Genomic DNA, 12423 nt, shown 5'->3' on the forward strand with positions numbered 1-12423 from the left:
GTGAAAGAAGCTTTGCTGAAGTTGCTTTACTTAAGCAAATCGCGCAGCGTGTCGCAGAGACACCAGTTTCCTTCCTTCAGCCTGTTGCTCTCTGCATTAATTTTTCCGACTTAAGGAATAGAAATTTCTATTACTAATGATAGATCGAATAACATTATCTATAAGTTAAACTTTAATGTTAGTGATTTTAAAGAATTATTAGTAACTTTCACTATTAACTAATTATTCAAAAAAGTCAAAGTCAATTATTTACAGAAAAACTAATATTCAAGATTTACTTATGTATGTAGCTTTATGGCCGGGGAATGTATATCCTTTAGGTGCAACTTGGGATGGTAAAGGGACAAACTTTGCTTTATTTTCGGAAAATGCAACGGGTGTAGAGCTTTGTTTATTTGATAACGATGACGAAGAAATTCGCATACCTTTGACAGAAAAAAACAATTTTGTTTGGCATGGTTACTTGCCAGGAGTTGGCCCAGGTCAAAAGTATGGGTTTAGAGTGCATGGGATGTGGGCACCGGAGGTGGGTCATCGATTTAATCCCAACAAACTATTAATTGACCCCTACGCTAAGGCAATTGACGGTGAATTTAGTAACGATCCCTCTGTATTTGGCTACTCTCTAGACGCTGAGGAAAAAGACTTAGTTTTTTCTGAACTAGATGATGCCAAAATAATGCCCAAGTGTGTTGTGGTCGATCAATCTTTTGATTGGGAAGGTGATAAACTGCTTGCTACACCTTGGTATAGAACTGTTATTTATGAAACTCATGTCAAAGGTTTTACTAAACTACACCCAGCTATTCCAGAAGAGTTGCGCGGCACTTATGCCGGGTTGGCGCATCCTGCTGCAATCCAACACTTACTGCAATTAGGAATTACAGCAGTTGAGTTGATGCCAGTACATCATTTTCTATCTCATCCGGGACATTTAGAAGATAAAGGATTAAGCAATTACTGGGGCTACGATTCCATTAACTATTTTGCTCCCTATTCTAGTTACAGTGCTAGTGGGGCTGCGGGACAACAAGTCAATGAATTCAAGCAAATGGTCAAGGCACTACATTTTGCTGGAATTGAAGTGATCTTAGATGTAGTCTACAACCACACTGGCGAAGGAAATCATTTCGGGCCAACGTTATCTTTGCGAGGTATTGATAATTCTGTATATTACCGTTTAGTAAAGGACGATCCTCGCTACTACATGGATTTTACAGGCTGCGGTAACTCTCTGAATGTGCGTCATGCTCAAGTTCTGAAGTTAATCATGGATAGCCTGCGCTATTGGGTGACAGAAATGCATGTAGATGGCTTCCGCTTTGATTTGGCCTCGGCGCTGGCGCGGGAATTATATGAGGTAGATAACCTATCAGCTTTCTTTGATATTATTCATCAAGACCCGATCTTGGCAGATGTAAAGCTCATTGCTGAACCTTGGGATTTAGGAGAAGGAGGTTATCAAGTTGGGAACTTTCCACTGCGTTGGTCTGAGTGGAATGGTAGATATAGGGATACAGTCAGAGATTTTTGGCGTGGTGTAGATGATAGTTTAGGACAATTTGCTTACTGTTTTACCGGTAGCCCTGACCTATATCAAACCAACGGGCGTAACCCCAATGCAAGTATTAATTTCATCACTGCTCATGATGGTTTCACGTTAAATGATTTGGTCAGCTACAACGAAAAGCATAACGAGGCAAACGGGGAAGACAGTAGAGATGGTGAAAGTCATAATAGATCCTGGAATTGTGGTGTAGAAGGTGAAACCGACGATCCAGAAGTAATGCGTTTGCGCGAACGGCAACGACGAAACTTTTTAGCAACCCTAATGCTATCTCAAGGTGTCCCAATGCTATTAGAGGGGGATGAAATTGGCTGTAGTCAAAAGGGAAATAATAATGTCTACTGCCAAGACAATGAAATTTCTTGGCGGCATTGGGATTTGCATAAAGCGAACTCGGATTTACTAGACTTTACACGCGAACTCATTAATTTTCGCCATCAGCATCCAGTATTTCGACGACGTAAGTGGTTTCAAGGTCGCCCCATTCACGGTTTAGGCATTAATGATATTGCTTGGTTTAATTCTGATGGCAGTGAAATGACAGAGACGCAATGGCTAGTTAGTTATGCCAAAGTAATGGAGATCTTTTTGAATGGGCAGGGAATTGCTACTCCAGGAGATCGTGGTGAGCGGATTATTGATGAAAGTTTTCTAGTATTTTTTAACGCTCACTACGAGTTAATTGACTTTGCTTTGCCCAATGAATTTCAAGAAAAGGTATGGGAGATAGTAATTGACACTAATGAACCTCGCTTTTTAGACCGAGGAAAATTAGTTTCAGGCTCTCAAACTCTACCAGTTACAGATCGCTCTCTGATGGTGTTACGCCTTATTAGTTAGTCATAAGAGAAGAAAAGATGCTCAACTTTATAGAAAAATATATTTTTCTATAAAGTTGCTAAAATACTTCAACGATTTTTACTTGTAACTCTAATTAGAAAACGCAGAGCTTCATTTACAGCTTCCGAATTGGGAAACATTTTAGCAACATCAGGTTCTAAAAAAACTGTCAATTTTTCAATATTATTAAAATTATATTCACCATTTATGATATTAGTGTCTGCCAAACTCTGATTTGATTGAGGTTGATTCTGCATAATGCTTGTTTGGCAAGATGCAGCATTTAATTTATTAACTAGTGATTCCCAACTAGTAACTTTCAGATTAAAGTGAGCCTTTGCATCCCGTAATGTTTTAAACTGTTGCTTCAGAATATCGACAGTATAAGTATACTTGTTAGATACGTGTTTCTCTGCATTTAGGTCTGACTCAACCATATCAACTACTTCATTAATAAGTCGGTCATGATTTTCGGCAATCTGAGCAGCAGCCCCTAAAATCCGAGAAGTTGCTTGTATCTGGACATCAGTCTCTTGTTTAAGGCGATCGGCAATACTGCGAATTTGATCTCCCAGCCTCGCTTTACCTTGTTTTTGCGTGGTTGGTAATGATTTTTTGCTCATGAGTATGCTTGTTTATTCAGAAAGGATATCTTTAATTGCTAGCCAGATGCGTTTAAACTTTTGTACTAAACCTATAGGATTGTTAGTTGTTTCTTCTTCCACCGAATCGACTAGAGATTGAATCCGATCCATACGCTCTGCTACAAGGTAAAGACTATTTACTGCTTCATCCTTACTTGCTAAAGAGTCACGCAGTAGCACAACCATCTGGGCAATTTCTCGTTTTAGTTTTTCATTCTCGGCTTTCCGGCGAGTTTCCCATCCCTTAATACTAGCTTTGGAACGACGCTCATGTTTGAGTTCTGCTTTAGCCTCATTGTATAAAGTCAAATACATTTCTCGTTCAGAGTTGGCTGCATCATATTTGGCAAGCAATTCAGTTGCTCTCGCTTTTTCTTCGTTGTAGAGACAGAGCGTTTGTTGATGACTTTGTTGTTCATCAATATAGAAGCGATAATTTTGATTTACTTGTTCTTTTAGCTCATTAGCTTCAAGTTGGCAAGTTTGAATCTCCCGTTGGTGAACATGAACTAGCTGTGATATTTTCGCTTTTTCTTCGTTGTAAAGATAGAGTGTCTTTTGATGATTTTCTTGCTCATCAATATAGAAGCGATAATTTTGAGTGACTTGCTCTTTTAGCTCATTAGCCTTTACTTTTAGTTCATTAGCCTCGAGTTGATAAGTTTGAATTTCTTGCTGAACATGAACCAGTTGGGATGCAGCTTCTTGATATTCTTTGGCACGTTGTTGCCACTCATCGCGTTGAGATGCTGCTTCCTCATTTTCTTTCGCAAGTTTTCGCGCCTCCTCAAGATTAGCGCGAACAGTCATTAATGAAAGTTTAAGATCATGATAAGGAGTTGGTTCATTCTTCGGTGGGCGAGGATTATTAACAGCGTTGTCATAATTAGAATCTCTGCGATCTGCTCTCCTCATTGCCATAATTTAAGTTCCTATGTAAGTATAAATATTTAAGTATAAGTATTCAGTTTAACCGAGATGAACTAATTGAAGTGTGATCTTGGTTCTACTGGTAATATGATCTCAATCTGGATTGGAATATCTTTTATTCTGTCTCAAAGCATTAGTCAAACCGCCTGAAAATGAATCTGCTTACTCACCAGATGTGCTGATATTAAATCGTCCTAATTTGGTAAACGAATCTCTGTGGAAAAAAGAATCTACTGTAAGCCAAGCGGAATCAATACCTTTAGTAGTTGAGGTGGTAAGTAGCAATTGGCGTGATGATTATTTAAAAAAAGCTGCTGACTATGAGGCTGTAGGCATCCCGGAATACTGGATTGTAGACTATGCTGGTTTAGGCGGTAGGCGATTTATTGGCAACCCCAAACAACCAACTGTCTCGCTCTACACTTTAATTGAGGGAGAATACCAAGTTAGCCAGTTTCGAGGTAGCGATGCCTGCGGCGGTAAACAACGCATTATCTCACCTCTTTTCCCAGAATTAAATTTAACCGCCGAACAGATTTGTCAAGCTGGTGGATACCCTGTATAGCGGTGACAGTCTTATAAAAAAGCTATTTCAGTTACAGACGAAATTTGTTGTCGCAGATTCTTCAGTAAATCTAGAGTTTTTTCGTAAGCAACTTTTTTTCCTTGGTTTTCAAAGTACTCAGATGCTTTTTGTAAATCAGCGATCGCAGCTAAATGATATCCTAAGCGATACTGAGCTACTCCTCGATTAACGTAAGCTTGGGCATTACTAGGGTTAAGTCTGATGACTTGGGAAAAATCACGCACTGCACCAAAGTCATCTCCGTTTCGTCCGCAAGCACAAGCCCGGTTAAAGTACGCTCTATAATCGTTAGCATTGAGACGAATTGCTAGATTAAAGTCAAGCATAGCTGCTTGGATATCTTGTAAGACTAAATGTGCTAAACCTCGGTCATTATAGATATCTGCAAGCAGTAAGCTAGTTATTCGAGGAATTTGGGTTAGGGCTAAATTAAAGTCAAAAATTGCCTCCGAGTCTTTCCCATCCCCAGCACGGGCTAACCCTCGGTTATAGTAAGCCCGAAAATTGTAGGGTTTAAGTGCGATCGCTCGATTATGATCGACAATGGCAGCAGAATAATCCCCTTGTCTGTAGTGTGCTACTCCCCGGTTTAGATAAGCCTCGAAGTTATCCGGTGCAAAATTTATGGCTTGAGTACAATCTGCGATCGCTTGATGGTAATCTTGTAGTTGGAGATAAGCAAGACAGCGATCGCTATAAGCTACAGCCAAATCTTTCTTAAGTTCAATCGCCCGGTTGAAATTCTTTATTGCTTCCTGATAATCACCGCGCCGCATCTTATCTACACCCAACTCTAAGAAATCACCCGCTGTAATTTGAGTAATTAAAATGGGTGAGGAATGTGCAGGTAAAGTCAAAAAAGTGAGGGGTAAAGCAATAATTATACTGAAAAATAATCGCCATAAATTACTCATAATACCAAATTAGGATAGGTAGTATTGTTTGATATTCTTGGAACAGTCTTTTTGTAAAGACTCTTAATCCCAAATTGGTATATGCATCCTGTTTGATAATTTCGGCAACTCTAAAATTAGCGGGGCTTTTTGTCCCGCTAATTATTAATTTTTGAAGTTAGATTTTAATCTACTTCCATTCTTTATCTGCTTGTGAAAGCACATAAGCAGCTACATTTTCAATTTGTTCAGACTTCAAACGTTTGCCGAAGGCGGGCATAGCACCTTTACCGTTTGTAACCTGGGCAATAATCGCCTCTGCGGAGTACAAACCATACTTTTCCAAATCCGCCTTCTTCAGGCTTTTGGCAGCATTAACCAGATTTTTTCCTCCTGCGTGACAAGAGGCACAATTGGCACTAAATACTTTAGCTCCACCAGCAGCATCAGCTGCCAAAGCTGGACGGCTGAAGGCAAAGGTGAAGATTGCTATGCCTAACAGCATGACTGTAATCATTTTTTTCATTTCGTGTTCTCTCTGCAATAATGGCTTATTCGGTGCAATATCCTCCACAATTGTGAGTTGACCTGTTGCCATAGTCAAATGACAAGCTGTCAAACTTTGCTTTATTAAATAAAGTTTTGGGATTTTGAATCTTGGTGATTTTAGATTTAAGTTTATTAGCACAAAGCAATATGTAAAGAGAATATGCTTCTCTCCAAAATACCCTAGCTTACTTATTTGCAAAAATGTGCATTATGCTGATGATTAAAATCCCAATTTATATAATTCTGAATATTTTATAAAAAAATGATTAAAATTTAAGGATGAAATATTAAAGATGAAAATTTTCCTGATTCATTCTTTATACTTCATCCTGTGTTTTTTATTTTACGGAACCTAATTGAGTAAGCACATCTTCTGTGACGCGACATATTCGCCAATCATCTAATATAGATGCTCCCATCCTACGGTAGAATGCTTGGGCTGACTCGTTCCAATCTAAAACACTCCACTCTAATCGTCCACAATCACGTTCTACAGCTATCTGAGCTACTTTAGTTAAGAGAGCCTTACCAATACCTTGCCTGCGATATTCTGGTAAAACAAATAAATCTTCTAGATAAATTCCTGGCTTAGTCAGAAATGTTGAATAATTATGAAAAAATAGCGCAAAACCAACAGCTTGTCCCGCAGATTCCGCTAATATTGCCTCTATATACCTCCGCGAACCAAATAAATGCTCCTGAAGTGCTAAAGCATTGCCAGCGATCGCGTGAGATAATTTTTCATATTCTGCAAGCCCTTCAATTAATTTAAACAGTACGCTGCAATCGTCTGCTTGGGCAAAACGCACAATCAAATTGCTACCCGAAGTCATTAGTCTATAGTCCATAGTTTATAGTCCATAGTCTATAGGCAACTGGGCAATTTATTTTGAGTATTGACTAAATAAGAGCCGAAAAAAGCTACAAAACGCCCGATTTTTGCGAATTGCAAAGCTAATTAAGTTCCAGATTGCATCTCTATCTTGAGCAATCTAATTAAATCAACCAACCTTTTAAGCGTTTGGCTATGTGAGGACGGCGTAATTTCCGCATGGCTTTGCTTTGAATTTGACGCACTCGCTCGCGAGAAAGATTGAACATATTGCCAACCTCTTCTAAGGTGCAGGGTTCGCTGCTTGTCAAACCATAACGCAGAGAAATCACATCTTTTTCTCGTGGAGTTAACACGTCACCCAAGACTTCCCAAATCTCCTGACGCATCATGTTTTCATTCATTTTTGCTTCTGGAGACAAGTTATCTTCATCTTCTAGCAAATCCATCAATTCCGTGTCTTCTTCTTTACCGACGCGGTGGTTGAGAGAAAGTGCTTGTCGCCGTAGCTGTTGTAGCTGGCGTAGTTGTTGCACGCTAATCTCTAAATATTCTGCCATTTCACCTTCGGTAGGATTACGACAAAGTTTTTGTTTGAGTTCCCGTTGAGCTTTTTTTAGCTTGTTAAGCTTTTCAACAATATGAATCGGTAGTCGAATTGTTCGCGCATCGTTAGCTATCGCTCTGGTAATTGCTTGTCTAATCCACCAATAGGCGTAAGTAGAAAACTTATATCCTTTATCGGGATCGAATTTTTCTGTAGCGCGATTTAAACCCATTGCTCCTTCCTGAATTAAATCCAGAAAAGGCACTCCCCGATTCAAGTATCGTTTAGCAATAGAAACTACCAATCTCAAGTTTGAGCGAATCATTTTGCGTTTCGCTACTCTTCCTTGATACAAGCGACTTTCTAGTTGCTTTTCCGTCATTCCTAACTCAGAAGCCACTTCTAATTTGCTAACTTCATGTTCCAGTTTTAACTCTAAAGCCGCTTGTATTTCTCTAAATTCCTCTAGAAACCTGACTCGCCGCGCTAATTCTACTTCTTCATCAGCTTTTAAAAGCGGATAACGCGCCATTTCTTTAAAAAATGCGCCGACAGCATCATCATGTTCGGTTTTGTTGTATCCCGAAGGACGAGCCGCCGCCATGTCATCTCCATCGCGTTCGTCTGATTCCAGATTTTCTACTACAATTGGAGATTCTTCTTCTGCCACTGCATTTAAACTATCGAGTGATGGTTCTTCGATATCAGCAGCATTCTCCAGTATTTCCATCTTTCCCAATTCAACAATATTCATATTTTCCTTTAGGGATTGTTGCTTTGTTTGGTACATAATTCATTTACACCTACTCGTTTGAGGCTTGGTAGTTTTCCCTAATGGACGATGCACCCGTAAAGAATAGCGAAATATAGGCTGATGCTAATTTGTCTACAGAAATAAAAATCGGCATCTACCTAGTACCTATAGGTTACAGTTATATACAACCTATAACGAAACTTACCTTAGCACCCAGCAAAACTTTTTTCTTAGATTCCCAACAGATATATTCTTCATTTTTTTCTGAATTATCAAATATGTCAAACCCCCTCAAACTTTCTCAACCTTAACAAATATAAAAATTCCAGCTAATCATCCAAATTTCTTAAACTTTCATATATTTTTCTAAATATTTATAATGTTTTAGGGGCTGGATACCACTGTATAAAAGGAAGACCTACTAATAGGTTACGCATTCCCGATTTGATTTCAAGTTACCTACACGATCTAAATTACAAGAGTAGCAGCTTAATTTTGGGACGATATTACTCTGTATAAAAGCATCTCATATACACAAAGGGTTGAATATCTACCGATAGGCGGAAAAAGGCTACTCCATATTTAGTAGATAGAGTAACTGTTGCAGCAATAGCCGACATGCTTTTATTTGTATAGTGGGCACCAAATATTTATTGCATATATAGTTGATACGAATTTGTCTAGTAGATTACATAAGAGGAAAATTATCAAGTATTATGAAGAATAACAGTATTGAGAAATACCATTTTAATTTAAGAAAGCGAAAAACTAAAGTTTAGTTAGCTAGGTTGATTTTGACCAGCTATGTGAGGAAAATAGTTAATTATAAAATCAGCAAGTATGTATATTAATGACATAAATTTATCTTCTTTAGTGGTGAGTGAATCGAGTGAATCATATAAGTCAGGTGAAACTGTTAATCGGTGGGTTGAAGTATTGGTAGACTGTCCAGGAAGTACAGGACTATTTACTTATCGATTGCCAGCCCAGTTAGAAATAAAACCAGGGGATATTTTGAGCGTGCCATTTGGGGCGCAACAATTAGGAGCGATCGCAATTCGATTACTGGCACAACCCAATATCGATTTACCACCAGAAAAAATCCGGGAAGTAGAAGATATAGTCAGTGTTGGATTTTTCCCAAGTGCTTACTGGGAATTACTCAACCGAGTTGCTGCATATTACTATACGCCCCTGATTCAAGTAATCCGGGTTGCTCTGCCGCCAGGGTTGCTGGGGCGATCGCAGCGTCGTATCCGTCTGGTTGGAGGTAGAGGGGCAGGGGGGCAGGGGGGCAGAGGAGCACAGGGGCACAGGGGCACAGGGGCAGGGAGGAGTAGTTATTTACTGGGATCTGCCGATCCTTTGGCTTTTTTGACTCCGACTGGGCGGCAAGTTTGGGAACTTTTGCAAGGGCAGCCGGCGGGGGACTACAGTTTTATTTACCTTCAGCAAAAAGTCAAATCTGCTTATCGGGGAATTCGGGAGTTGTTGCGATTTGGTTTAGTAGAAAGCTACTTAGAACCACCACGACTGACTCGACCAAAATTGCAAAAAGCAGTTACGCTCACAGGTACAATTGACCAAGAGTTAACTACTCGCCAACGAGAGATTTTAGAAGTGTTGCGGCGACATGGTGGGGAGTTGTGGTTAAATGAATTCTTACAGATTTGTAAAACAACTACCTCTACCCTGAAAGGGCTAGAGGAAAAAGGCTACATCATCATCGAAGAACGGGAAGTTTTGCGAACCGAACAAGGCCCAACTTTAGTAGGTGATGATGCTAAATCTTTAACTGCTGCTCAAGCTAGCGCCTTAGGGACAATCCAGACATTAGATGAATTTGCTCAAGTTTTATTGCATGGGGTGACAGGTTCAGGAAAAACCGAAGTATATTTGCAAGCGATCGCACCTCTCCTCAATCAAGGTAAATCTGCTCTGGTTTTAGTTCCAGAAATTGGACTCACACCGCAGTTAACCGATCGTTTTCGCGCTCGTTTTGGTAATAAAGTCAGCGTTTATCACAGCGCCCTCTCAGACGGCGAACGTTACGACACTTGGCGACAAATGCTCGCGGGAGAACCCCAAGTTGTCATTGGAACTCGTAGCGCTGTCTTCGCTCCTTTGCCCAACTTGGGTTTAATTATTTTAGATGAAGAACACGATAGTAGCTTCAAACAAGATTCCCCTATACCCACCTACCACGCGCGTACCGTTGCCCTGTGGCGAGCCGAATTAGAAAATTGCCCCTTGGTGTTGGGTTCAGCTACGCCTTCGTTAGAAACTTGGGTAAGTGTGAGGAGGCAGGGGAGCAGGGGAGCAGGGGAGCAGGGGAGCAGAGGGGCAGGGGAGCAGAGGGGCAGGGGAGCAGGGGGAGAATTCGTAACTCCTAACTCCTCACGCCCAACTCCTAACTCCTCACTCCCAACTCCTAACTCCTCACTCCCAACTCCTAACTCCTCACTCAGCACTCAGCACGGGCTAAACGCCCCGCTACCGCTAACAGCACTCAGCACTCATTACTTAAGTTTGCCTGAGCGCATCAACTCTCGCCCTTTACCGCCGGTGGAAATTGTCGATATGCGGCAAGAGTTACAGCAGGGAAATCGTTCTATATTTAGTAGATCGCTGCAAGCAGCTTTGCAAGAGTTGCAAGAAAGAAAACAACAAGGAATTTTATTTATCCATCGCCGAGGACACAGTACTTTTGTATCTTGCCGCAGTTGTGGATATGTGTTGGAATGTCCGCATTGTGATGTATCGCTGGCGTATCACCACACTGAAGAAAAAGCACCGGAATTATTGCGGTGTCATTACTGTAACTATGCGCGATCGCACCCCAAATTTTGCCCTGATTGTAGTTCCCCTTACCTGAAATTTTTCGGTAGCGGTACTCAACGGGTAACGCAGGAACTAGCGCGACAGTTCCCAGAGTTGCGCTTGATTCGTTTTGATAGCGATACCACTCGCAATAAAGGCTCCCATCGTACCCTACTCACTCAGTTTGCCAACGGCGAAGCAGATTTATTAGTCGGTACGCAAATGCTCACTAAAGGTTTAGATTTACCACAGGTGACACTTGTGGGTGTTGTCGCCGCCGATGGATTGCTAAATTTATCAGATTATCGCGCCAGCGAACGCGCATTTCAAACCTTGACTCAAGTTGCTGGACGTGCCGGTAGAGGTGAAGATCCCGGTAGAGTGATTGTGCAGACTTATACTACAGAGCATCAGGTAATTGCAGCAGTGCGATCGCACGATTATCAGTCTTTCTCTCAAGCTGAGTTAGAACAACGCCAAGCACTCAATTATCCCCCTTATGGGCGGTTAATTTTGTTGCGCTTAAGTAGTCTCGACCCGATTCAAGTGCAAAATACGGCGCAAGTTATTGCTACAGCTTTGAGTACAGAAGAAGAATTCGAAATATTGGGCCCAGCACCAGCGAGTATTTTACGGGTAGCTAATCGTTATCGCTGGCAGATATTGATTAAATTTGCCCCTGATGCATTACCGCGATTACCAGATTGGGAAGAAGTGCGATCGCTTTGTCCTTCGTCTGTAAGTTTAACTATTGATGTAGACCCATTAAATATTATGTGATCGTAAATTACTAACCTACCCAGTTGCGCACTCATAAATAAAGCTGATTTGCTTAGTAATTGAGTTAATCTCTGCATAATCCACCTTCAGATAGATGAGTGAATTAGAATATCATCTTATTACAAAGGTAAGGCATAGATATTGAAAAAATTTTCATGATTTGCTGTCAAACTTATATCATGTTCGGCTGATTACTTAATAATAAAATCTCTCCATGTTCATGTTGGGTTTCACTATTGTTAAACCCAACATGAATATGGATAAAATGTTGGATTTTGTTCCTCGAATGCCACTTGCTTGGTTGTCGGGAAACCTCCAGACGTTCGCGGTAGCATCTTTAAGAGTTGCTATGCCGTTGGCGTTCGCGTAGCGTCTCCATTTGGGACAAGAGAAGGCTTTACGCTGCGCGAACGCCCTTGCTGGCTTCCCAAAGTACAGATATTATAAATGTTTAACCGAACCTGATATTACTTGCATATTAACAGCACATACAAAAATGAACTCTGCCAGCACCAATTAAAAGTTGGTTTATGGTAATAATTTTGAAGATTTATTGCTTTTTGCGTAATCATACTGTGGCAAGTTGAGGCATTAGAAAGTTCCCTATAATTCTCTTAAAAAGAAGTTCGGTATTTATGTAATTTAAAGTATTTACTAAATAATTTTTATACAGTCTAGAGA

The 12423-nt window shown here is 40.5% G+C and carries 9 protein-coding genes; 3 read left to right on the forward strand and 6 right to left on the reverse strand.

The annotated features are described in order from the left end of the window. Positions 1 to 280 precede the first annotated feature (280 nt). The gene (glgX, locus tag V7K53_RS18115; protein ID WP_335198858.1) at positions 281 to 2407 is read left to right on the forward strand and encodes a glycogen debranching protein GlgX; all 2127 of its coding nucleotides are present in this window, start codon (positions 281 to 283) and stop codon (positions 2405 to 2407) included. A gap of 68 nt (positions 2408 to 2475) precedes the next feature. Here the strand turns inward: glgX and V7K53_RS18120 are convergent, their stop codons facing one another. Next, positions 2476 to 3030 (reverse strand): hypothetical protein, encoded by a 555-nt coding sequence (locus V7K53_RS18120; RefSeq protein WP_335198859.1) that lies wholly within the window; start codon positions 3028 to 3030, stop codon positions 2476 to 2478. 12 nt (positions 3031 to 3042) lie between these two features. Further along, positions 3043 to 3972, reverse strand: a complete 930-nt coding sequence (locus tag V7K53_RS18125; RefSeq protein ID WP_335198861.1) for a hypothetical protein — start codon at positions 3970 to 3972, stop codon at positions 3043 to 3045. Between the two features lie 112 nt (positions 3973 to 4084). Between V7K53_RS18125 and V7K53_RS18130 the strand changes: the two genes are divergently transcribed. Further along, on the forward strand, positions 4085 to 4546 hold the full coding sequence (locus tag V7K53_RS18130; protein WP_335198862.1) for a Uma2 family endonuclease: 462 nt from the start codon (positions 4085 to 4087) through the stop codon (positions 4544 to 4546). A gap of 11 nt (positions 4547 to 4557) precedes the next feature. Here the strand turns inward: V7K53_RS18130 and V7K53_RS18135 are convergent, their stop codons facing one another. From V7K53_RS18135 to V7K53_RS18150, 4 genes are all read right to left on the reverse strand, one after another. Beyond that, positions 4558 to 5481 (reverse strand): tetratricopeptide repeat protein, encoded by a 924-nt coding sequence (locus V7K53_RS18135; protein ID WP_335198863.1) that lies wholly within the window; start codon positions 5479 to 5481, stop codon positions 4558 to 4560. 169 nt (positions 5482 to 5650) lie between these two features. Next, positions 5651 to 5986, reverse strand: coding sequence for a cytochrome c6 PetJ (gene petJ / locus V7K53_RS18140; RefSeq protein ID WP_335198940.1), 336 nt, complete (start codon positions 5984 to 5986; stop codon positions 5651 to 5653). Positions 5987 to 6347: 361 nt separating this feature from the next. Further along, the gene (locus V7K53_RS18145; RefSeq protein WP_335198941.1) at positions 6348 to 6842 is read right to left on the reverse strand and encodes a GNAT family N-acetyltransferase; all 495 of its coding nucleotides are present in this window, start codon (positions 6840 to 6842) and stop codon (positions 6348 to 6350) included. A 163-nt stretch (positions 6843 to 7005) separates the two neighbouring features. Beyond that, positions 7006 to 8178 carry an RpoD/SigA family RNA polymerase sigma factor gene (locus tag V7K53_RS18150; RefSeq protein WP_335198864.1) on the reverse strand — a complete coding sequence of 391 codons (1173 nt, stop codon included), beginning with the start codon at positions 8176 to 8178 and terminating at the stop codon, positions 7006 to 7008. A gap of 804 nt (positions 8179 to 8982) precedes the next feature. On the opposite strand from V7K53_RS18150, the gene priA reads away from it, so the two are divergent. After that, positions 8983 to 11742, forward strand: a complete 2760-nt coding sequence (priA, locus tag V7K53_RS18155) for a primosomal protein N' (RefSeq protein WP_335198865.1) — start codon at positions 8983 to 8985, stop codon at positions 11740 to 11742. Positions 11743 to 12423 lie beyond the last annotated feature (681 nt).

Origin of the sequence: Nostoc sp. (assembly GCF_036917355.1) — a bacterium.
Taxonomy (GTDB): Bacteria; Cyanobacteriota; Cyanobacteriia; order Cyanobacteriales; family Nostocaceae; genus Nostoc.

Excerpts from the sequence above, each read along its gene's own strand:
- V7K53_RS18120 (WP_335198859.1), bottom strand. The coding sequence starts at position 3,030 with ATGAGCAAAAAATCATTACCAACCACGCAAAAACAAGGTAAAGCGAGG.
- glgX (WP_335198858.1), top strand. The coding sequence starts at position 281 with ATGTATGTAGCTTTATGGCCGGGGAATGTATATCCTTTAGGTGCAACT.
- priA (WP_335198865.1), top strand. The coding sequence starts at position 8,983 with ATGTATATTAATGACATAAATTTATCTTCTTTAGTGGTGAGTGAATCG.
- V7K53_RS18150 (WP_335198864.1), bottom strand. The coding sequence starts at position 8,178 with ATGTACCAAACAAAGCAACAATCCCTAAAGGAAAATATGAATATTGTT.
- V7K53_RS18135 (WP_335198863.1), bottom strand. The coding sequence starts at position 5,481 with ATGAGTAATTTATGGCGATTATTTTTCAGTATAATTATTGCTTTACCC.
- V7K53_RS18145 (WP_335198941.1), bottom strand. The coding sequence starts at position 6,842 with ATGACTTCGGGTAGCAATTTGATTGTGCGTTTTGCCCAAGCAGACGAT.
- V7K53_RS18125 (WP_335198861.1), bottom strand. The coding sequence starts at position 3,972 with ATGGCAATGAGGAGAGCAGATCGCAGAGATTCTAATTATGACAACGCT.
- petJ (WP_335198940.1), bottom strand. The coding sequence starts at position 5,986 with ATGAAAAAAATGATTACAGTCATGCTGTTAGGCATAGCAATCTTCACC.